Below are 22,263 nucleotides of genomic sequence, written 5' to 3'. Positions count from 1 at the left end.
CAGTCACGCGCCTGCCACACATTCTAAACTGTCGGAAATTGCCCACGAACGCCCTCACGGCGGACGGCGCCGGCAGCCTGTACAGCCCCCGGAGTGCGGGGTAGGATGCGCCCCGACCGAGCTATCCCGTACAGAGATTGTCCCGGCCCCTCCCCGTTCCACCCTTTGGAACCCGATTGCACCATGCCTGCACGCAAGTTCGGCCTCAACCTGGTGGTATTCGTTGCCCTCGCGGCACTCTTCACCGGCTTCTGGGCCCTCTACAACCGCCCCGTCAGCGTTCCCGACTGGCCGGAGAGCATTTCCGGATTCTCCTTCTCGCCCTTCCGCCTGAACCAGAATCCGCAGAAGAACCAGTTCCCCAGCGACGACGAGATCCGCTCGGACCTGGAGCTGGTCTCCAAGAACACCGACAACATCCGCACCTACTCGGTGAAGGGTTCGCTGGCCGACATCCCGCGCCTGGCCGAAGAGCTGGGCATGCGCGTCAGCCTCGGCATCTGGATCGGCCCGGACGAGGCGGAGAACGAAGCCGAGATCGAGCGCGGCATCGAGATCGCCAACAACTCGCGCAGCGTGGTGCGGGTGATAGTCGGCAACGAAGCGCTGTTCCGCCGCGAGGTCACCGTCGAACAACTGACGGCCTACCTGGACCGCGTGCGCAAGGCGGTGAAGGTGCCGGTGACAACCGCCGAGCAGTGGCACATCTACGAGAAGTACCCGGAGATGGCCAAGCACGTCGACCTGATCGCCGCCCACGTGCTGCCCTACTGGGAATACACGGCGATGAACGACGCCGTGCCCTTCGTCCTCGAACGCGCCAAGGAGCTGCGCGCCAAGTTCCCGCGCAAGCCGTTGCTGTTGGCCGAGGTCGGCTGGCCGAGCAATGGCCGTATGCGCGGCGGCGCCGACGCCACCCAGGCGGATCAGGCGATTTACCTGCGTACGCTGACCAACGCGCTGAACAAGCGCGGCTACAACTACTTCGTCGTCGAGGCCTTCGACCAGCCGTGGAAAGTCGGTGACGAAGGCTCGGTGGGCGCCTACTGGGGCGTCTACAACGCCCAGCGTCAGCCGAAGTTCAATTTCGACGGGCCGGTGGTGAACATCCCGCAATGGCGCGCCCTGGCGGTCGCCTCGGTGGTGATGGCACTGCTCGCCCTGACCCTGCTGATGATCGACGGCAGCGCCCTGCGCCAGCGCGGGCGGACCTTCCTCACCGTGGTCGCCTTCGCTGGCGGCTCGGTGCTGGTGTGGATCGCCTACGACTACAGCCAGCAGTACAGCACCTGGTTCAGCATGACCGTCGGCGGCCTGCTGGGCATTGGCGCACTGGGCGTATTCATCGTCCTGCTCACCGAAGCCCACGAGCTGGCCGAGACCGTCTGGGTACGCAAGCGCCGTCGGCCATTCGACCCGGTACTCACCGATTCCGGCTACCGCCCCAAGGTCTCGGTCCACGTGCCCTGCTACAACGAGCCGCCGGAAATGATGAAGAAGACCTTGGATGCCCTGTCCAGGCTCGACTATCCGGACTTCGAAGTCCTGATCATCGACAACAACACCAAGGACCCGGCGGTCTGGGAACCGGTGCGCGATTACTGCGAAGTCCTCGGCCCGCGCTTCCGCTTCTTCCACGTCGCGCCGCTGGCCGGCTTCAAGGGCGGCGCGCTGAACTACATCCTGCCGCACACCGCGCCGGACGTCGAAGTCGTGGCGGTGATCGATGCCGACTACTGCGTCGAACCGAACTGGCTCAAGCAGATGGTGCCGCACTTCGCCGACCCGCAGATCGCAGTGGTGCAGTCCCCACAGGACTACCACGACGGCGAGGAAAACCTCTTCAAGAAGCTCTGCTACGCCGAATACAAGGGCTTCTTCCACATCGGCATGGTCACCCGCAACGACCGCGACGCGATCATCCAGCACGGCACCATGACCATGATCCGCCGGACCGTGATGGACGAGCTCAAGTGGGCCGACTGGACCATTTGCGAGGACGCCGAGCTGGGCCTGCGCGTATTCGAGAAAGGCTATTCGGCCGCCTACTCGCACCAGAGCTTCGGCAAGGGCGTGATGCCCGACACCTTCATCGACTACAAGAAGCAGCGCTTCCGCTGGGCCTATGGCGCCATCCAGATCATGAAGGGCCATGCCCGCGCCCTGTTCCAGGGCAAGGACAGCAAGCTCACCCTCGGCCAGCGCTACCACTTCATCGCCGGCTGGCTGCCGTGGATCGCCGACGGCATGAACATCTTCTTCACCGTCGGCGCGCTGCTGTGGTCCTCGGCGATGATCATCGTGCCCAAGCGGGTCGACCCGCCGCTGCTGATCTTCGCCATCCCGCCGCTGGCACTGTTCTTCTTCAAGTTCGGCAAGATCATGTTCCTCTACCGCCGCGCGGTGGGCGTGAACCTCGTGCGCTCGTTCCAGGCAGCGGTGGCTGGCCTTGCGCTGTCGCACACGATTGCCAAGGCGGTGCTCTACGGGACGTTCACCAAGACCATCCCGTTCTTCCGCACACCGAAGATGGCCTCCAACCACGGCCTGCTGGTCGCGCTGGCCGAAGCGCGTGAGGAGGTATTCATCATGCTGCTGCTGTGGGGCGCGGCGCTGGGCATCGTGCTGGTGCAGGGCGTACCAAGCCGCGACATGATGTTCTGGGTGGCCATGCTGCTGGTGCAGTCGCTGCCCTACCTCGCCGCCCTGGTCATGGCGCTGCTGTCTGCCGCGCCCAAGGCTCAGGAGGCGCTGGCAGCCAGCCCGGCGACTCCGGCGGCCTGACCATCCATCCGCCACCAAGAACGCCGGCCATTCGCCGGCGTTTTTGCTTTAAGATGGGCGCCTTTTTCCGTTCCATCCCCAGGATGCCCTCAATGTCCCTCTCGCCGACACTGGCCCTCGCCTGCGAGCTGATTCGCCGTCCCTCCGTCACACCGGTCGATGCCGACTGCCAGCAGATGATGATGCAGCGCCTGGACGCCTGCGGCTTCGCCCTGGAGCCCATGCGCATCGAAGAGGTGGATAACTTCTGGGCCCTGCGCCAGGGCCGCGACGGCGCCAACGGCCCGGTGCTGTGCTTCGCCGGCCACACCGACGTGGTCCCCACCGGCCCCGAGCAGGCCTGGCAGCACCAGCCGTTCGACGCCCTGATCGACGCCGACGGCATGCTCTGCGGCCGTGGCGCGGCGGACATGAAAGGCAGCCTGGCGTCGATGATCATCGCCACCGAGCGCTTCGTCGCCGATCACCCCGAGCACCGCGGCAGCATCGCCTACCTGATCACCAGCGACGAGGAAGGCCCCGCGCATCACGGCACCAAGGCCGTCGTCGAGCGCCTGAAGGCGCGCAACGAGCGCCTGGACTGGTGCATCGTCGGCGAGCCGTCGAGCACCACCCTGGTGGGTGACATCGTCAAGAACGGCCGGCGCGGCTCTCTCGGCGCCACCCTCAGCGTGCGCGGCAAGCAGGGCCACGTGGCCTACCCGCACCTGGCTAAGAACCCGATCCACCTTGCCGCCCCGGCCCTGGCCGAGCTGGCCGCCGAGCACTGGGACAACGGCAACGACTACTTCCCGCCGACCAGCTTCCAGATCTCCAACATCAATGGCGGCACCGGCGCGACCAACGTGATCCCTGGCGAGCTTAAGGTGATCTTCAACTTCCGCTTCTCCACCGAATCCACCGTGGAAGGCCTGCAGCAGCGTGTCGCGGCGATCCTCGACAAGCACGGCCTGGAATGGCACATCGACTGGGCGCTGTCCGGCCTGCCTTTCCTCACCCAGCCGGGTGAACTGCTCGATGGCGTAGCGGCGGCGATTCGCGCGGTGACTGGTCGCGAGACCACCCCGTCGACCTCCGGCGGTACCTCCGATGGCCGCTTCATCGCCACCATGGGCACCCAGGTGGTCGAGCTCGGCCCGGTGAACGCCACCATCCACCAGGTGGACGAACGTGTGCTGGCCAGCGACCTCGATGTGCTGACCGAAATCTATTACCAGACCCTGGTGCGACTGCTGGCATGAGTGGACCGAACAAGGGCTTCTGCCTGGGCGCCGTACAGCCCGACACTCCGCCGCCCGCGCCAGCCGCCGAGCGCCGTTACTCCCTGCGCGTGTATCAGATCGCCCAGCGCCGCCGCTCGCTGCCGACTGTACTGCGCAACGACCTGCCGCAGCCGCTGGTGCCGCCGCAAGGGAAGAAATGATGCTGATCTGCCCGCTGTGCCGCGAGGCGCTGACCGAGGTCGACAACGGTGTCGCCTGTTCTGCCGGCCACCGCTTCGACCGCGCCCGCCAGGGTTACCTGAACCTGCTGCCGGTGCAGCACAAGAAGAGCCTCGATCCGGGCGACAACGCCGCCATGGTCGAGGCGCGCCGGCTCTTCCTCGGCGCCGGCCACTACGCGCCACTGGCCGGGCGCCTGGCTGAACTGGCCGCAGAGCGCGCTCCGGGGCGCTGGCTGGACATCGGTTGTGGTGAGGGTTACTACACCGCGCAGCTGGGCGAAGCCCTGCCGCAGGCCGATGGCTATGCACTGGATATCTCCCGCGAGGCCGTCAAACGCGCCTGCAAGCGCGCCCCGCAACTGACCTGGATGGTCGCCAGCATGGCCCGCGTACCGCTGGCCGATACGTCCTGCCAGTTGCTGGCCAGCGTGTTCAGCCCGATCGACTGGAAGGAAGCGACGCGTCTGCTCACTCCCGGCGGCGGTGTGCTGCGCCTGGGCCCGGCGCGCGACCATCTGCTGGAGCTGCGCCAGCGCCTGTACGACGAAGTTCGCGAGTACGTTGAGGACAAGCACCTCGCCGACCTGCCCGAAGAACTGAAACTGGCGCATACCGAACAACTGAGCTTCAAGCTGCCGCTGCACACCCGCGAAGCCCGCGAGCACCTGCTGGCGATGACACCCCACGGCTGGCGGGTCAATCCTGAGCGGCGCGAGCGCATCCTCGCCGAGCCCTTCGAGGTGACGGTCGCGGTACGCTACGATTGGCTGCAACGCCAAGAACCCTGACGAGGACGCCATGCGCCAACCGGATATCGAGATCTACATCAAGGATGCCGACCAGGCCGCCGTCGGCGCCTGGCTGGAAAAGGCCCTTGGCCCCTGCTCCGAATGGCGCGCCCAGGGCGAGACCTTCAAGTGCACGGCCGGCAGCATTCCCGCCACCTGGCTGCCCAAGGCCGTGGGCAAGTGGAACAGCCTGTTCCTGGACAGCGACAAGACCCCGTGGGACGACGATGTCGCCTGCGCCCGCGACGCCTGCGCCGCTCTGGAAGTGGAGGTGCGCTGCGCACCGGGCAGCTGGAGCGAGGATCAGGGCGAGGAAGACGCGGACCGCTGGCTGAAAGTGACTGCTGCGGGCGTCGAAGAGATTACCTGGCGCACGGGCTGAAACCGCCGCCGGCAGAGTGTGAAAATCAAAGGCCCGTCCATTGGACGGGCCTTTGATTTCGGGGGCTCAGACCTTCGAGACGTCTTCTGCCTGGAGGCCTTTCTGACCCTGGATCACCGAGAACTCCACTTTCTGGCCTTCGACCAGGGAGCGGTGACCATCGCCACGAATGGCACGGTAGTGAACGAAAACGTCCGGACCGCTATCGCGTTGAATGAATCCATAACCTTTGGCGTCATTGAACCACTTGACGGTTCCGACCTCACGATCAGCCATTACCACACTCTCCAACTTGCCTATTATTTTTGGATGGCCCCCGGGAATGAGGACTTCGGCAGTCGCCGGCTGAACGCTTTCCTTATCATCCAACCCGCGCCGAAAGGCACGTAGGAAGGTAATTCGAATAACGCCCAAGGGCGACAGCGCTCCCGAGTATATAAATCAAAAGTTACAGCTGAAAAGCACTTTTTCATCAACTCCACGACCCTATGACCAATCAGGCCAAAGTGCCATTTTTCGGGGCCTGCAGAGCCATTTTGGTGCTCGTTACCCAGCGTAACGAAAGTGTTTCGAACGTGGACCCTTTCGCACTTTCGCGCATTAACAGCGGGTAGTTTCGTTCCCGTTCATCCGTTTTCGCCGATCTCCGGAAATGTCTATCAGACGCAGCCAGAATGCGTCCTGCAGTTTCGGCTACAGCAATATGCCTGATCATTTATCTGCTGAATTGGCCGTCCGCCAATCCATTGGGCTCGATGAATAACGGCCATAAAACGCCGACTGGCCGCACCTGATACGCAGCCAGTCGTGCACCATCAAAGGTCCCGGACGCTCAGGGACTAACCTGATAGCCCCGACCTTGCAGGCAACCGCTGTACGCGCTGGCGCTGGCAGTGCTCTGTGCCTCGTTCTGCGTGCGACGATCCTGCCGGCGGTCCTGGCGCTGGCGCGAAGCTCCGACCACAGCCCCCGCGGAGGCGGCATCGCCCGCTCGGTTTTGCCGATACTGCTGCTTGGCATCGTCACTGACGCGGTCGTAAACCTCATCATGCCGCTGTCCACGCACCTCCGCCGCCACGGCGCCGGCTGCCGCTCCCCTGGCCGCACCACGAACCCGACCGCCGACATTCGGGTCGGAATTGGTAGTAGCGCTGCTCGCCGCACTGGCGGCAACGCTGTTGCACTCGCTCATGTCCTGCTGCATCTGCTGGCTGCTCTGGCCCTTGAGCGGGACGACGGTCTGGGCCGCGGCGGGCAGTGCAACCGACAAGGCGAGCAGGCATCCCCAAGTGAACGTACGCATCGCGGAACCTCCATCGAATGTCATCCCCTAAATGGCAGGATAGCCGCAGTCCATGGGGTGTCCGCCCGCGCCGACCAAGCGCTCGTGACTTTGCTGGCGGGGGCCTAATCCGGCAAAATAGCCGGCCTGAGCAATCGCTCGTTTTACCTCCGCCAGCCATAGGGCCTGTATGCCTCGTTACCCGTTCCGCCGCTTCGGTTTTGGTGCCCTGCGCCGCCTGCTGTACCTCTGGGTGCGCTCGGAAACCATCAACCAGTCGGCCTTCAGCCTGAAGATCGACCGCAGCAAACCGGTCCTCTACGTCCTGCAGCAGCCCTCGGTGACCGACCTCGCCGTGGTGGATACCGAGTGCCGCAAGGCCGGCCTGCCACGTCCGGTGATGCCAGTGGCAGTGGGTGAATCCATCGAGCCGGCAGCCTTTTTCTACCTGACCCCGGAACCCGACTGGCTCGGCCGCCAGGACAAGCGTGGCGCACCGCCGGCACTGGTACGCATGCTCGGCGCCATTGGCCAGAACGGCATCGACGACGCGCAGATCGTCCCGGTCAGCGTGTTCTGGGGCCAATCCCCCGACAGCGAAAAGAGCGCCTGGAAGCTGCTGTTCGCCGACAACTGGGCCGTCACCGGCCGCCTGCGCAAGCTGGCGCGCATCCTCATCCTCGGCCGCAAGACCCGCGTGCAGTTCTCCGCCCCCATCCACCTGCGCGAGCTGGTGGAGCAGAACAAGGGCCACGAGCGCACCCTGCGCATGGTCCAGCGCATCCTGCGGGTGCACTTCCGCAACCAGAAGACAGCGGTGATCGGCCCGGACCTCTCCCACCGCCGCACCCTGGTCAAGGGCCTGCTGCGCGCGCCGCTGGTGCGCCAGGCTATCCAGGAGGAATGTGAAACCCAGAAAATCTCCCAGGACAAGGCTGAGGCCGCCGCGCTGCGCTACGCCAACGAGATTGCCGCCGACGTTTCGTATCCGGTGATCCGCTTCCTCGAAGTGACCCTGACCTGGTTCTGGAACAAGCTCTACGAGGGCGTGAAGGTCAACCACATCGAGCGGGTTCAGGAAGTTGCCCAGGGCCACGAGATCGTCTACGTGCCTTGCCACCGCAGCCACATCGACTACCTGTTGCTGTCCTACCTGCTGTTCCGAAACGGTCTGACGCCGCCGCACATCGCCGCCGGCATCAACCTCAACATGCCGGTGGTGGGCTCGATCCTGCGCCGTGGCGGCGCCTTCTTCATGCGCCGCAGCTTCAAGGGCAACCAGCTGTACACCGCGGTGTTCAACGAATACCTGCATACCCTGTTCAGCCGTGGCTTCTCCACCGAGTACTTCGTGGAAGGCGGCCGCTCCCGCACCGGGCGCATGCTGCATCCGCGCACCGGGATGCTGGCGATCACCCTGCGCAGCTTCCTGCGCGACTCTCGCCGGCCCATCGTCTTCGTACCTGTCTACATCGGCTACGAGCGTGTGCTCGAAGGCCGTACCTACCTGGGCGAGTTGCGCGGCGCGGCGAAGAAGAAGGAATCAATCTTCGACATCTTCAAGGTCATCGGCGCTCTCAAGCAGCGCTTTGGCCAGGTCTGGGTGAACTTCGGCGAGCCGATCCACCTCGACGACTTCCTCGATCAGCAACAACCGGACTGGCGCGAACAGGAGCTGGGCCCGGAATTCCGCCCGGCCTGGCTCTCGGAAACCACCAACCACCTGGCTCGCGACGTCGCCCGTCACCTCAACGATGCCGCGGCGATCAACCCGGTGAACCTGGTGGCCCTGGCACTGCTCTCCACCAGCCGCCTGGCCCTGGACGAAACCGCCCTGGCGCGGGTGATCGACCTCTACCTCGAACTGCTGCGCAAGGTGCCCTACTCGCCCAGCGCCACGCTGCCCGAGGGCGACGGCCATCATCTGATCGAGTACGTGAAGAGCATGAACCTGCTCAGCGAGCAGAAGGACGCACTTGGCCGCATCTGCTACCTCGACGAGCAGAATGCAGTGCTGATGACCTACTACCGCAACAACGTGCTGCACATCTTCGCCCTGCCAGCGCTGATTGCCAGCTTCTTCCAGAACAGCGGACGGATCAGCCGCGAGCAACTGCTGCGCTACACCCGCGCGCTTTACCCCTACCTGCAGGCCGAACTGTTCATCCGCTGGAGCCTGGATGAACTGGACGCCGTGGTCGATCAATGGCTACAGGCCATGGTTGCCAGCGATCTGCTCAAGCAGGAGAACGATACCTTCATCCGGCCTCCGCCCAGTTCGCGCCAGTACGTGCTGCTGACCCTGCTGGCCCGCGCCATCGCGCAGACCCTGCAGCGCTTCTACATGTCCATCTCGCTGGTGCTCAACGCCGGGCAGAAGCAGCTCACCGCCGAGGAACTGGAGAACCTCTGCACCGTCATGGCCCAGCGCCTGTCGGTCCTCCACGGTCTCAACGCCCCGGAGTTCTTCGACAAGAGCCTGTTCCGCCACTTCATCCAGACCCTTCTGGACGAAGGCGTCCTGCGCAAGGATGAGAACGGCAAGTTGAGCTACCACGAGCTGCTCGGCGAACTGGCTGAAGGGGCCGCCAAGCGCGTGCTGCCGGCAGAAATTCGCCTGTCCATCCGCCAGGTTGCCCTGGAGCGCCCGCCTCAGGAAGCAAGCGCTCCCTCCGAACCGCCGGCCGCCAGCCAGGGCTGAGCCACACCGCTGACGGTGGCTTGACGCCCCGACACCGCGACCGATAGATTTCTGACGATCCATCGGTTGCGGTCAGGGACGCTCCCCGTGTTCAACAGGATTCTGATCGTCTGCGTCGGCAACATCTGCCGCAGCCCCATCGCCGAACACCTGCTGCGCGAATCCCTGCAGGGCAGCGATATCACCGTGGCCTCAGCCGGGCTCAGCGCGCTGGTCGGCCACTCCATCGACAGCACCGCCCTGGCCATCCTTCGCCGTCACGGCCACCATCCCCACCCGCATCGCGCCCGCCAACTCACCGCCGAACTGGTCCACGAAGCCAACCTTGTCCTGGTGATGGAGCAATCGCAGGTCCAGAGTGTTATCCGCCTGGCCCCCGAGGCCCGTGGCAAGACCTTCCTGCTGGGCAAATGGCAGACCGACCAGGAGATTCCGGATCCTTACCGCAAAGGCCCGGAAGCCTTCGAGCGCGCCTATGCGCTGATCGAAACCGCAGTAGCTCCCTGGGGTGATCGCCTGCTGGCTCGCCGGTAATTTGACGGAATATTTTACTTCCGACAAAAGCGTCAGAAAACCTTACAAAGCCATGATGAAAAAGGCTACGCTCTAGCCCAGCAAGACCATATTCAGCTGTTTGGTCTCCCAGTTACGACACGTAATTTTCCAGGGGCCTACATCGCTTTATGAAGATCCTGCATATCACCGAGTCCTTCGGCGGCGGCGTCACCTCGGCCATCAACTCCTACATCCTCAACTCCCAGCAGCATGAGCACTATCTGCTGGCTTCGGTGCGCAAAGGCGACACCACGGGAGAGGAAAGCGAGGGCCTGTTCAAGCACATGGAACTGGTGCCGCGCCGCCTGTCCAGCCTTGCGAAGGTAAAGCCCTACATTGATCGCGTGCAGCCGGATGTCATCCATCTGCACAGCACCTATGCCGGCGCACTGATCCGCGCCCTGCCTTTCATCCCTGCACAGAAGATCGTCTACACCCCACACGGCTTTGCCTTTCTGCGCGGCGATCACCCGATGATGCTCAAGGCCTACCGGACCATCGAGTCACTGTTGGCACGGCGTACCGCCGTGATTGCCGGCTGCGGTCTGGATGAACAGCGTATCGCCGGGGAACTGATCGAGCCGGCGCATACCCTGGGACTGGTGAATGTCTGCGACGACCTGCCGGAAGTGCCGGCCGTGCGCAGTCTCACCAACAAACCCGTGGTCGGCATGGTCGGGCGCATCAGCCGACAGAAGGGCCACGAGTACTTCCGCGCCCTGGCGGAAAGCTGCGCAGACATTGCGCACTTCAAGTGGATCGGTGGGGGAGACGCCCAGGTCATGGCGGAGATGGTCCAGGCCGGCATCGAAGTCACCGGGTGGCGTCAACGCGGCGAAGTCATCGCCCACATGAAAGGGCTCGACCTGTACTTCCACACCGCCGCCTGGGACGGCTTCCCGATCTCGGTCCTGGAGGCAGCGAAGCTCGACCTGCCCATCGCGCTTCGGCGCATAGGTCCTTTCGTTGCCGAAGGGCTGTCCACCGTACGGGATCTGGCAGAAGCACAGCAACAAGTCATCGCCTTCGCCCAGGGCGACCCGGCCGTTCTGGCTGAGCTGGCGCGCAATAGCCACAGTATTCAGGGCCTGCACTCTGGCGAACAGCTACAGACTTCGCTGGAAAGCCTCTACTCCCGTTTCACCCCCGCACACCCCGTCAATCAGTTCGCCGCCGGATGACTTCGAGGCCTGTCCCAACGGACAGGCCACTTCTTCCCTGTTTGGCTGCTCTCCCCCTCCAGGCCGCCTGACTCTGGCTGGAGCATGCTTTCCTCTTCGCGTTTTGCCCCTCATCGCTGCGCACGGCAACGGTAGAAACCGACCAATCGGCAACAGCCGAATGCGGCATTGCGCCACCAGAATTGTCCGCCCCTCGCCGCTATTTGAAGGGATTCCCTCTAACGCTCCTCAGAGAATTCCTAAAGCCCTCGAACGGGGGGGAGCACGCATTGAATCGTTCCGGCGCGAAGCTTAATTTTCGCGGCCCATAGGTAGCGCTCATTCAATGCAGCGGTGGTCAGCGTGTTCAAGAACGTACTGGTTATCTGCGCAGGCAATATCTGCCGCAGCCCGACAGGTGAGCATCTGCTCCAGCAAAATCTCGCCAGCACAGGCATCCGTGTCAGCTCCGCTGGCCTCACCGCGATGGTGGGTCACCCGCTCGAACGCAGCGCGCTCGACACCCTTCAGCGACACGGCCAACAGCCCCACGACCATACGGCACGGCAACTGACGCCACAGCTCCTGCAAGCATCCGACCTCGTACTCGTCATGGAGCGGCGCCAACTGCAGGACGTCATCCGGCTCTCTCCCGTATCACGCGGCAAGACCTTCCTGCTCGGCAAATGGCAGAGCGAGCGCGAGATCCCCGATCCCTACCGCCGAGGAACCGCCGCCTTCGAGCACGCCTATGCCCTGATCGAAGAAGCCGCAGCAGCCTGGTCCCGACGCCTTCAACCTCAACGCTGAATACTTCAAGAAGCCCCGTATGCAATACCCTCAAGCGCCCGCCCTTCCGCCGGCCGTCAGCGATGACGACGAAATCGACCTGCTCGCCCTGTTCGGCACCCTGGTCGATCACAAATGGCTGATCGCAGGCATCACCGCCGGTTTCATGGTCGTGGGGGCTGCCTATGCCCTGCTGGCGGCCCCGGTTTATCGCGCGACGGCCACCCTCCAGGTCGAGCAGAAAAAGCCCGGTATTCCGGGGCTGTCGGACATGAGCGATCTGCTGGGAGCACAGTCGCAGGCTGTCACGGAAATCCAGCTGCTGACCTCCCGCACGGTGATCGGCAAGGCCGTGGACGCACTCAAGCTGGACATCGATATCCAGCCGTCGCTGCTTCCGGTGCTCGGAAACTTCCTCCATCGCCGCTACTCCCCGGATCATCAGGGAGACGTTGCCTCGCCGCTGCTGGGCATGAGCCGTTTCGCCTGGGGAGGGGAAACGCTGAAAATCTTCCAGCTCGAAGTTCCCAATGCACTGCTCGAAAAGAAGCTGAAGCTCATCGCCGGCAACGATGGCCAGTTCACCCTCCTGAATGATGACAACGACACACTGGTGGAAGGCCTGGCCGGGCAACCCGCCGAGCAGAACGGCGTAAAAATCCAAGTCGAAACACTTCATGCCAACCCCGGCACACGCTTCACGGTCATCCGCGAGCGCCGGTTGAGCGCCATTCTTGATTACCAGCAGGCGCTCAATGTCAGCGAGACCGGCAAGGAATCCGGCATCCTCACCTTGTCGCTGGATGACGAACAGCCCGATCAAGCGCTTGCCGTCCTCAATGCCATCAGCCAGCAGTACGTTCTGCAGAACGTCCAGCGTGCGTCTGCCGAAGCCGCTTCCAGCCTCGACTTCCTGCGCGGACAGCTGCCGGAAGTGCGGCATGACCTGGAGCAATCGGAAAACGCCCTGAGCGGCTATCAATCCCGCGCCAAGTCAGCCGACATCAGCCTGGAAACCAAGGCCCTGCTGGACCAGATCGTCGCGCTGGACACCAACATTTCCCAGCTCAAACTCCAGCAAGCCGAGATGGACCACAAGTTCACCCGCCAGCACCCGGCCTACCAGGCGCTGATGCGGCAGATCGGCGAACTCACCAGCAAGCAATCCGGCCTCACCAAGCGCGTGGAGGCCCTTCCGGAAACCCAGCAGGACCTGCTGCGCCTGACCCGCGACGTACAGGTCAGCACCGCCATTTATACGCAGATGCTGAACAAGGCCCAGGAACTGGACGTCATGCGGGCGGGCGCCGTCGGCAATGTGCGCATCATCGACCCGGCCGACGTCGACATCACCAAGCCAGTAAAACCGAAAAAGCCTCTGATCGTCGCCATCGCGACGCTGCTCGGCCTGTTCCTCGCCATCGCTCTGGTACTGCTGCGCAAGGCACTGAATCGCGGCATCGAGAATCCCGAGGCCATAGAGCAACTTGGCCTACCGGTCTATGCCTCCATACCCTACAGCGAGTTGCAGAAATCGGAAGAAGACCAGCGCAACAAGCACAACAGAAAGGGCAAAGCCGCTCTCCACCCAGCGCCTCTACTGGCAACCAGTCATCCCACCGACCTTGCCATCGAATCCCTACGTAGCCTGCGCACCAGCCTGCATTTCGCCATGCTCGAATCTGGCGATAACCGCCTGATGATCTCCGGCCCCAGCCCCGCAGTAGGCAAATCCTTCGTCAGCGCCAACCTGGCCGCGGTGATCGCCCAAGCGGGGCAGCGAGTACTCCTGATCGACGTGGACATGCGCAAGGGTTATCTGCACAAGGTGCTCGACACTGATGACAACAATGGTCTTTCCGACCTGCTCATCCAGCGTTGCACCTTCCAACAAGCGTTGCAGCAAACAGAGGTAGAGAACCTCTGCTTCATCTCGCGCGGCCAGATTCCGCCCAATCCCTCCGAACTGCTGATGCACCCCAACTTCACCGACTTGCTGGAGAAAGCAAGCAACGAGTTCGACCTGGTCATCCTCGACACCCCTCCCCTGCTCGCCGTCACCGATGCTGCCATCGTTGGCCGACAGGCCGGTACGAGCCTGATCGTCACTCGCTTCGGCAAGAACGCCCCAAGGGAAATCGAACTGACGGTTCGCCGCTTCGAACAGAACGGCATCGAGCTCAAGGGAGCGATCTTCAACGGCGTCGAGCGACGAGCCTCGGACTACTACGGCAATGGAGCTTATGCCAATTACCAGTATGAGTACCTATCAGACAAGCGCTGACGGACGCGTCTGAAGTCTTGTCCACAGGGAGGAAGCCATGAGCACAACAACGGAAAAACGCTGGTACCTGGTACAGTGCAAACCCAAACAGGACATACGCGCGCTCGAAAATCTGCGGCGGCAAGGTTATGAGTGCTTATTACCACTGCATAAGCTTGAACGATTGCAGAAAGGGCAATGGAAAACCCATGAAGAGCCATTATTTCCCGGCTATCTTTTCATCGAACTAGACACCCTGCTGGACAACTGGATGCCTATTCGATCCACACGCGGTGTTAGTCAGATAGTCCGATTCGGAACTCATCCTCTGTCAGTCCCACTCAATATTATCGAGCGGCTGCGAAATACTTCTCCTACAGTCGAGGCCGAACTTTTACCAGGCGACAAAATAATAGTCGAATGGGGGCAACTGCACGGTCTAGAGGCGATATTCATCAACAAGGACGGGAACGAAAGAGTTCTCATATTACTGAACATTCTGCAGCGCGAAGTGAAAGTAACGGTTCCAGTCAGTGGACTAGTAAGAGCAGGCTGAACGTCCTCCTCGACTACTATTTTTTCCACCGCATCGCCTCTGCCGCATCCCTTTCCAGACTACGTCTCAGGAGCATACGAATAATCCTGGGGCGGTAGCGTGCCCTATTACACGCGAAGTCAGCAGATCCGAAAACTTCAAGTCCTCCTGAACCAGCATCCATGTCAGATAGCCCGACAATTGCTCGTAAATAAATTCGCCCCAGGGCTGCCTAACCCAATTTCACTCTATTAAAATTTATTCAGGAACTTACATGAGTATCAAAACCCTTTGTGTTTTCGGCACACGCCCCGAAGCCATCAAAATGGCCCCCCTTTCTTTGGCTCTTGCTGCTGATGCGGACTTTGATGCCAAGGTTTGTGTTACCGGCCAACACCGAGAAATGCTTGATCAAGTTCTTGGCCTGTTTGGAATAAGACCAGACTTCGACCTCAACATCATGAAACCCGGCCAGGACCTGACCGATGTAACGACAGCAATCCTGCAAGGCATGAAGAACATCTTCAGTTCCTACAGGCCGGATGTTGTCCTCGTACATGGAGACACCGCAACGACTTTCGCCGCCAGTCTGGCCTGCTACTACCAGCAGATTCCGGTAGCCCACGTCGAAGCCGGGTTGCGTACCGGAAATCTCTACTCCCCCTGGCCGGAAGAGGCCAACCGGAAACTGACAGGAGTCTTGGCCAGCCTGCACTTTGCTCCAACCACTACCTCAAGAAACAACCTTGTACAGGAAGGGATCGACCCGGCATACATTACTGTCACCGGGAACACCGTTATCGACTCCTTGCTCGATGTAGTCGCCAGACTCGACAGAGACCCCATTCTGCAGGATCAGGCAGCCAAACCGTTCTCTCATCTCAACCTAAGTCGCAAGTTCATTCTCGTAACCGGTCACCGTCGCGAAAGCTTCGGCGGAGGATTCGAGCGCATCTGCCAAGCCCTGATGGAAGTAGCACAACAACACCCTGAGGTAGAAATAATCTACCCAGTCCACCTCAACCCCAATGTGCGCGAGCCCGTCAACCGGCTGCTGGCAGGCATATCCAACATTCACCTGATAGAGCCCTTGGACTATCTGCCATTCGTTTATCTGATGAGTCGATCACACATCATTTTGACGGACTCCGGCGGTATCCAGGAAGAAGCCCCCTCCCTCGGCAAACCCGTCCTTGTCATGCGCGACACCACCGAACGGCCTGAGGCCATTGAAGCCGGCACAGTCAAATTGGTGGGCACCGACACCGCAAACATCGTTCGCACGTTGAACTCCCTGCTGGCCGATCCCAATGCCTATCGTGCCATGAGTTTTGCCCACAACCCCTACGGGGACGGAAAAGCCTGCAGTCGAATTCTCGAAACCCTGCGTACGCTGCGATAAACGGCCACCTAGAAAGACCTCATCGTATCAACTTCCAACTCTGCTCCATAAAAAGGATACAACCATGCATTACCAGACAATCTCGGTAATAGGTCTGGGCTATATCGGCCTGCCGACCGCCGCTGTGTTTGCCTCTCGGAGAGTAAAGGTCATCGGCGTCGACGTGAATAAACTCGCCGTAGAAACTATCAATCGCGGCGAGATCCACATCGTGGAACCGGATCTGGACAAAGTGGTGCAGGAAGCAGTTAACGGAGGTTACCTGCGCGCCAGTACTACTCCGGAGCCAGCAGATGCCTTCCTGATCGCAGTGCCCACCCCCTTCAAAGGTGACCACGAACCAGACCTGAGCTACATCGAATCGGCCAGCAAGGCCATTGCGCCAGTACTAAAAAAAGGCGATCTGGTCGTTCTCGAGTCAACGTCACCGGTTGGCGCTACTGAACAAATGGCCGCCTGGATGGCCGAAGCACGCCCCGACCTGAGCTTTCCGCAAACCGATGGTGAAGCATCAGATATTCGTATCGCCCATTGCCCGGAACGCGTACTCCCGGGCCAAGTTCTACGAGAGTTAGTGGAAAACGATCGTGTTATTGGTGGCATGACACCCAAGTGCTCAGATGAAGCGGTCGCCCTTTACAAAACATTCGTCGAAGGGGAATGCGTTGTTACCAATGCGCGCACTGCGGAGATGTGCAAGCTGACAGAAAATAGCTTTCGCGATGTCAACATTGCGTTTGCAAACGAACTGTCGATGATCTGTGACAAGCTGGATATCAATGTGTGGGAGCTGATTCAACTCGCTAATCGGCATCCTCGTGTCAACATACTTCAGCCGGATCCAGGAGTAGGTGGGCACTGCATTGCTGTTGACCCTTGGTTCATAGTTAATAAAACACCTGAACAAGTAAAGATAATTAAGTGCGCCCGTATAGTTAACGAATTAAAGCCGGCCTGGGTGATCGATAAAGTCCGCACAGAAATCTCCGAACACCTAAAGCAGAACCCCCAAATGAAAGATCATGAAGTTAAAATTGCCTGCTTTGGCCTAGCCTTCAAAGCCAATATTGATGATCTCCGAGAAAGCCCTGCTTTGGCGATCACCTGCCAACTCGCAGAGTCTCACACAGGATCAATATTAGCTGTAGAACCGCATATAGAAAACCTTCCAGCTATAACACCTAGTAATTTGATGCTCTACGACATGGAATCAGCAATTTTAGAGGCAGACATTTTACTTCTACTAGTAGACCATAACCAATTTAGAAATTTAAACCTGAAAGGTAAACGCTTCATCGACACTCGTGGAATCTGGCAATTTAAGAACATCCACAAAAGCAACGATTAAATCTGCACATATGAAACTCAACATCCAATCAATAAAGAACAACCTCTTTGCACTTACTGCCAAGGCACTTGAAGGATCAAAAGTTATAATTGCCAGTATAATCGTTGCTCGATTTTTTAGCCCTGACGACTTCGGAAGATACTCTTACATAATAGGAATATCTTCTGTGATAGCAGTAATCGCTGAATTTCGATTACAGAGCGTCATGATGAAGAAAATTTTGCAAAACCCGAGAAATCTAGGTGAAATAATTGGCTCCGCAATATCTGCCAACATAGGATTCTCCGCTCTTGGAGTCGTGATCGCAATTATATACCTCCACTTCGAGAGCGATAAAACAATAATAATCGGAACATTAATATACACCGCATCCTTTTTCTATAAGGCACCTAGATCATTTCGCGCATATTTTATATCAACAGAAAATAATAAAATTATTGCAAAGTGCGAAATTATTGCATCACTAATATCACTAGCTACAGTAATTACATTTATTTTCCTGAAACTTAGTTTAGCCTGGATCATCTTCGCCAGATCATTAGACTTCCTGATAAGCGGAATACTCCTCACGATAGCCTTCAAGCTTGAGGTTAAAGGGAAAATAAAACTAAGCACAAAGCTTGCTGAAGCAAAATCCATGACATTTCTATCCGCACCACTGGTATTCTCAGGTGCAGCGATGATTTTACTTCAGCGCATGGACTTGATATTGGTTCGTCAATATCTTGGAGACCATGCAGCCGGTTTATATAGTAGTGCAGCTACAGCCATGTCACTTTTCTCAATATTTCCATTGGTAATTTCTGAAACTCTAGCACCCAAAATTTTCAGAAATCCCATGCCTTACCAAACTCGTTACATTCAGCAGAGCTTCTCCGACACAGTAGTATTTAGTGGAATTGTGATGTCGGTGTGCATGATGGCAGTCACCCCCTTTTTCATCAAATTCTTATACGGCCAAAGCTATGTCGAAGCGCAAAAGACCATGTACATATTATCTGCCTGCCCCGTTTTGATTGCACTGGGCGCAGCCTCTGGACAGATTATAGTTGCAGATGGAAACCAGAACCAATCATTTATTAAAAGCATAATTGCCTGCATCATAAACCTCCTCTTAAACATTACGCTAATCCCTAGAATTGGAATAAATGGCGCAGCCATTTCAACAGTCTCTGGACTTCTAATAGCAAACCTTCTAAGCCATCGCCTTATTCCAACTTACAGACACTTATTCAAGATGCAGATGAGGAGCCTATTCCCATTACACCGCATGCACATGACATCTAGGAACTAGCCCATGAGAATGGAAGAAAAGAACTTACGCCCATATAATAAATTTGGGTTAGACTGCATAACAAATAAGTATTTCAGATTCTTTGATATAACGGAAATAGAGCACCTAGCAGCAGAAATCCCCCTAAGTAAGAACAATTTCTTCATTCTTGGAGGCGGAAGCAATGTACTTCTCCCAGAGAATCTCGACAGAATTGTCTTACACCCCTGCAATGACAGAATAGATATTATTTCAGACAATAACAATCGCCTAATAGTTCGCGCTCATGCCGGCCTGGAATGGGACAGGTTCGTTGATCACTGTGTAAGCAAAAACTGGGCTGGATTGGAAAATCTTTCTCTGATTCCAGGAAATGTCGGAGCGGCACCTGTTCAGAACATAGGAGCCTACGGAAAGGAGGTCTGTGAAACAATTGAAAAAGTTACGTGTTACAACTTATTCACCAAACAGATAATCGTTCTAGAAAATTCAGACTGCGAATTTAGCTACAGAGACAGTATATTCAAAAGAAGACCAGAGCTTTTAGTATTATCTGTAGACTTTGAGCTTTTCCACTCTCGGAATTCCGCCCTTAGAAATCCAAATGGAAACAGAAGATCATATCGAGATTTTCTTAAAGAGATTAATCGAATCGTCCTTTTTATATTTAGCGAAGTGACTATAGGGCCTAAGACAAGTTGGAAACCAAAGATCTCATTCGAGAACGTGCGAAGCCTGCTACAAAGTAATCTTCTATCCATATCGCTCAAGCGAAAACTCGTCTGTCTGATCAGAAAAAAGACAATGCCAGATCCAACCGATATTGGAAACGTTGGATGTTTCTTCAAAAGCCCCATCGTAAAGAAAAGCGCAGCAATATCGCTGAAATCTCTATATCCAAAAATTGCAATATACCCCGACACCCCAGACACCTACAAAGTATCAGCTGGGGACTTGATACGGGAGTGCGGGTGGGCAGGAATTAGGATCGGTGATGTCAGCATAAATGAGCGCCGCCCATTAATAATATTAAACCATGGGAAAGCAACTTCAAAAGAAATCCTAGAATTCTCAAAGAGCATTCAAAGCTCAGTATTCAGTAAATTCAATATAAATATCGACCCAGAAGTCGTGATAGTGAAATGAAAAAAATATATACGCTAACATTTCAAAAAGCATTGAACTACGGAGCAACACTTCAAGCCTATGCTCTTGTAAAATTCTTGAAATCGGAAAACTTAGAAGTTCAAATTATAGACTACATCCCTAATTACTTCTTCCTTCAACGTTACCGACCTGCTAAAGGTATAAAGAAGACTCTTGAAAAGATTTCAAAGCTAAAGAGATTTAACAAATTCTCACACGCGCACTTACCATTAACCAAAAAGAAATATTACTCAAACAAATCGCTCACCAAGATCAAAGATGCTCATGCGGTAATTTGTGGAAGTGATCAAATCTGGAACCCTAACCTCACTGGCGGGAAGCCGGACAGGGCATATTTTCTAGACTTCATCTCAAGTCCTACAAAAAAAATTGCATATGCAGCTAGTGCGGGAAGTTGTCGACTTCCTGAATTTATTGATCAAGTAAATGATCTATTGCTGCAATTTAACTCAGTTGGCGTTAGGGAGGACACCCTAAATATTGATCTTACCACTCAGCTACCTAGCATAGAAAGCCAAGTTGTAGTTGACCCGACACTTCTTGTTCGCGACTATCGAGAGATTTTTGAGAGATCAATAATCCCAAAGGAAAAGTATATAGCCTCCTATGTAGTTGGATCTGGCGCCATGCTAGACCGGTTTGATGAATATATAAAAGAGCTAAAGAAAAAACACAACTTCCGATATATCACCTTGGTTCGAAGCCAATCCAAAGTGCTGATCACAACCTCCTTGACATAGGACCAAGCGAGTGGTTGACATTAATTAACTCAGCAAGTTTCGTAGCAACAAACTCATTTCACGGAACAGCCTTTTCCATAAACTTCGAAAAAGACTTCTTCTTCTTTCCGCATATAATTGAAAACCTAAATTCAAGACAGACAACACTACTTAGCCGACTCGGACTTATGTCTCGAATTATAGAATCACCAACAGACCTGATATTACGCAAGCTCGAAAGAATTTCATACGACGATGTGCGTCCTCTGCTAAACAATGTCATAAAAGAATCTCAAGCTTTCCTATTGAAATCCATTGAATGAATCTTAAACCACCATAGATAGCAATGAGCATAAATATCTCAACATGGGTGGCATTAATATATGTAAGTTTTGCGTTGGACTCAGCGCTAAAGCTAGGCGGGACCGTACAGTTTCATGTAGGGATTATCTGCATAGCAATAACCAATATAATTACCACCCTTAGAAATCCGTCATCATTACTTTTCTCACTAAAAAAAGATACCTCTCTATTTATATTCATCTTTTACTGCCTACTTTCTGGCGCATTAATGCTGAAGCCTGGCTTTATAAATATAACAATATACTTACTGGTAACTGTAAATATCATAATCTTCGCAAACACAACTTACAAATACACATCCCAAAAGCTATTCTACCAATTTCAAATAGTAATGATCCTCACCGGGTTATTTCAATACCTTACTTTTAAGGTTGCTGGGCTCCAACTAAGCTTCATTAACGAAGAACACTATGAAAAAGGATATTCAGTATCTTTTAGGCTCAGGGGATTCTTCATTGAGCCGAACTGGTTTGCCATTTCCTTTTCTTTCAACACCCTTCTTCTCACCGGCAGCAACATAATTAACTTCATAAAAAGAAATCCATACATAGCTATACTTACTGCTGTGGTTATGATTCTTAACGGGTCACTGACTACAATTGGGATATTAGCTGCAATCTACTCAATACCCATAATAAAGAAAAACCCAATAAAAGGTACAATTTTTGCCACTCTTATCCTATCAGTTCTAATTGGCGTAATAAGTTATCGAAGTGCAATAAACCCAGAAAAGGATAACGAGACTCTTCTCAATTATGCTTCACGCTGGATCCCACTGACTAGAGTTATAGAATACCAAAGCAATCAGGACATATTGACTGTACTATTCGGTAACGGTCTTGGAAGTTGGGGCACGACAGCGATAAGCCATCGACTTTCCGCATTAGTATATGAAGAGGATCCAGCAGCTAGAGATGGCAGCGAGCTACCTGTTTTTATTTTTGAACTCGGGCTATTCGGACTTGCGTTGCTACTCTTTGATTTCCTTGTGACCTATTTTCGAACACCTAGCCGGTATACACACGTCAGAGGAGGACTAGTACTATTCATTGCATGTTTAATCTTCTACCCAACTTTAAAGTTCTGGATGTATATGCCCTATTATTTTTACTTACGAAGAGCAAGATATGAAAGCACTTTCACTGAGGAGACTAATTTGGGAAGACGTAAAGACAATCCTTTTCTACAAAGGACGAAGTAGAGAAATTATAAATATACTCTCATCCTCTCTTTCCCCATCTTTCCTGTGCACTACTCTATATCGTATTTCTCATAGTCTCTATCTCTTCAAAATCCCCATACTCCCCC

20 protein-coding genes are annotated in these 22,263 nt (G+C 56.3%); 18 read left to right on the top strand and 2 right to left on the bottom strand.

Translation table 11 applies throughout. The features are described 5' to 3' along the window. Positions 1-183: 183 nt before the first annotated feature. The 5 genes from ACKI1H_RS13165 to ACKI1H_RS13145 all read left to right on the top strand — a co-directional run bounded on the left by ACKI1H_RS13165 (position 184) and on the right by ACKI1H_RS13145 (position 5,398). Positions 184-2,784, top strand: coding sequence for a glycosyltransferase (locus ACKI1H_RS13165; RefSeq protein ID WP_440468571.1), 2,601 nt, complete (start codon positions 184-186; stop codon positions 2,782-2,784). Positions 2,785-2,867: 83 nt separating this feature from the next. Further along, on the top strand, positions 2,868-4,025 hold the full coding sequence (dapE, locus tag ACKI1H_RS13160) for a succinyl-diaminopimelate desuccinylase (RefSeq protein WP_171049479.1): 1,158 nt from the start codon (positions 2,868-2,870) through the stop codon (positions 4,023-4,025). Next, on the top strand, positions 4,022-4,207 hold the full coding sequence (locus ACKI1H_RS13155) for a hypothetical protein (RefSeq protein ID WP_138522739.1): 186 nt from the start codon (positions 4,022-4,024) through the stop codon (positions 4,205-4,207). Before dapE ends, ACKI1H_RS13155 begins: the two co-directional genes overlap by 4 nt. After that, complete coding sequence (locus ACKI1H_RS13150; RefSeq protein WP_138522762.1) at positions 4,207-5,016, top strand: putative RNA methyltransferase; 810 nt, start codon at positions 4,207-4,209, stop codon at positions 5,014-5,016. The genes ACKI1H_RS13155 and ACKI1H_RS13150 overlap by 1 nt, the downstream gene beginning before the upstream one ends. Before the next feature lie 10 nt (positions 5,017-5,026). Then, positions 5,027-5,398 carry a hypothetical protein gene (locus ACKI1H_RS13145; protein WP_081517872.1) on the top strand — a complete coding sequence of 124 codons (372 nt, stop codon included), beginning with the start codon at positions 5,027-5,029 and terminating at the stop codon, positions 5,396-5,398. 66 nt (positions 5,399-5,464) lie between these two features. Here ACKI1H_RS13145 and ACKI1H_RS13140 read toward each other — a convergent pair whose 3' ends face one another. Together ACKI1H_RS13140 and ACKI1H_RS13135 are read right to left on the bottom strand one after the other, a co-directional pair. Further along, entirely contained in the window at positions 5,465-5,674 is a 210-nt protein-coding gene (locus tag ACKI1H_RS13140; protein ID WP_045209986.1) for a cold-shock protein, read from the bottom strand. Between the two features lie 556 nt (positions 5,675-6,230). Next, positions 6,231-6,701 (bottom strand): YMGG-like glycine zipper-containing protein, encoded by a 471-nt coding sequence (locus ACKI1H_RS13135; protein ID WP_138522741.1) that lies wholly within the window; start codon positions 6,699-6,701, stop codon positions 6,231-6,233. 169 nt (positions 6,702-6,870) lie between these two features. Here ACKI1H_RS13135 and plsB point away from each other — a divergent pair, with 169 nt between their 5' ends. The 13 genes from plsB to ACKI1H_RS13070 all read left to right on the top strand — a co-directional run bounded on the left by plsB (position 6,871) and on the right by ACKI1H_RS13070 (position 22,156). Continuing rightward, positions 6,871-9,381 carry a glycerol-3-phosphate 1-O-acyltransferase PlsB gene (gene plsB, locus ACKI1H_RS13130; RefSeq protein WP_138522743.1) on the top strand — a complete coding sequence of 837 codons (2,511 nt, stop codon included), beginning with the start codon at positions 6,871-6,873 and terminating at the stop codon, positions 9,379-9,381. Between the two features lie 87 nt (positions 9,382-9,468). Then, positions 9,469-9,915 (top strand): low molecular weight protein-tyrosine-phosphatase, encoded by a 447-nt coding sequence (locus tag ACKI1H_RS13125; protein ID WP_440468570.1) that lies wholly within the window; start codon positions 9,469-9,471, stop codon positions 9,913-9,915. 149 nt (positions 9,916-10,064) lie between these two features. Further along, positions 10,065-11,117 (top strand): glycosyltransferase family 4 protein, encoded by a 1,053-nt coding sequence (locus tag ACKI1H_RS13120; protein ID WP_440468569.1) that lies wholly within the window; start codon positions 10,065-10,067, stop codon positions 11,115-11,117. A gap of 342 nt (positions 11,118-11,459) precedes the next feature. After that, entirely contained in the window at positions 11,460-11,906 is a 447-nt protein-coding gene (locus ACKI1H_RS13115) for a low molecular weight protein-tyrosine-phosphatase (RefSeq protein ID WP_440468568.1), read from the top strand. 19 nt (positions 11,907-11,925) lie between these two features. Beyond that, on the top strand, positions 11,926-14,169 hold the full coding sequence (locus ACKI1H_RS13110) for a polysaccharide biosynthesis tyrosine autokinase (RefSeq protein ID WP_440468567.1): 2,244 nt from the start codon (positions 11,926-11,928) through the stop codon (positions 14,167-14,169). Between the two features lie 37 nt (positions 14,170-14,206). Next, entirely contained in the window at positions 14,207-14,704 is a 498-nt protein-coding gene (gene rfaH / locus ACKI1H_RS13105) for a transcription/translation regulatory transformer protein RfaH (RefSeq protein ID WP_440468566.1), read from the top strand. A gap of 253 nt (positions 14,705-14,957) precedes the next feature. Further along, on the top strand, positions 14,958-16,085 hold the full coding sequence (gene wecB / locus ACKI1H_RS13100; protein WP_440468565.1) for a non-hydrolyzing UDP-N-acetylglucosamine 2-epimerase: 1,128 nt from the start codon (positions 14,958-14,960) through the stop codon (positions 16,083-16,085). 64 nt (positions 16,086-16,149) lie between these two features. Then, complete coding sequence (gene wecC, locus ACKI1H_RS13095) at positions 16,150-17,433, top strand: UDP-N-acetyl-D-mannosamine dehydrogenase (RefSeq protein WP_440468564.1); 1,284 nt, start codon at positions 16,150-16,152, stop codon at positions 17,431-17,433. 10 nt (positions 17,434-17,443) lie between these two features. Next, a complete protein-coding gene (locus ACKI1H_RS13090) occupies positions 17,444-18,727 on the top strand; it encodes a flippase (RefSeq protein WP_440468563.1) in 1,284 nt (427 codons plus the stop codon). A gap of 3 nt (positions 18,728-18,730) precedes the next feature. After that, entirely contained in the window at positions 18,731-19,852 is a 1,122-nt protein-coding gene (locus tag ACKI1H_RS13085) for an FAD-binding protein (protein ID WP_440468562.1), read from the top strand. Next, a complete protein-coding gene (locus ACKI1H_RS13080) occupies positions 19,849-20,613 on the top strand; it encodes a polysaccharide pyruvyl transferase family protein (RefSeq protein ID WP_440468561.1) in 765 nt (254 codons plus the stop codon). Before ACKI1H_RS13085 ends, ACKI1H_RS13080 begins: the two co-directional genes overlap by 4 nt. Positions 20,614-20,627: 14 nt before the next feature. Then, on the top strand, positions 20,628-20,915 hold the full coding sequence (locus ACKI1H_RS13075; RefSeq protein ID WP_440468560.1) for a hypothetical protein: 288 nt from the start codon (positions 20,628-20,630) through the stop codon (positions 20,913-20,915). Between the two features lie 23 nt (positions 20,916-20,938). Beyond that, complete coding sequence (locus tag ACKI1H_RS13070) at positions 20,939-22,156, top strand: hypothetical protein (protein ID WP_440468559.1); 1,218 nt, start codon at positions 20,939-20,941, stop codon at positions 22,154-22,156. The last annotated feature ends 107 nt before the right edge of the window (positions 22,157-22,263 follow it).

This window comes from Pseudomonas sp. YH-1, from assembly GCF_051990045.1.
Classification (GTDB): Bacteria; Pseudomonadota; Gammaproteobacteria; order Pseudomonadales; family Pseudomonadaceae; genus Pseudomonas; species Pseudomonas nicosulfuronedens.
Note: the sequence above shows the minus strand (reverse complement) of the source record. Positions and strands in the feature narration are given on the sequence as shown.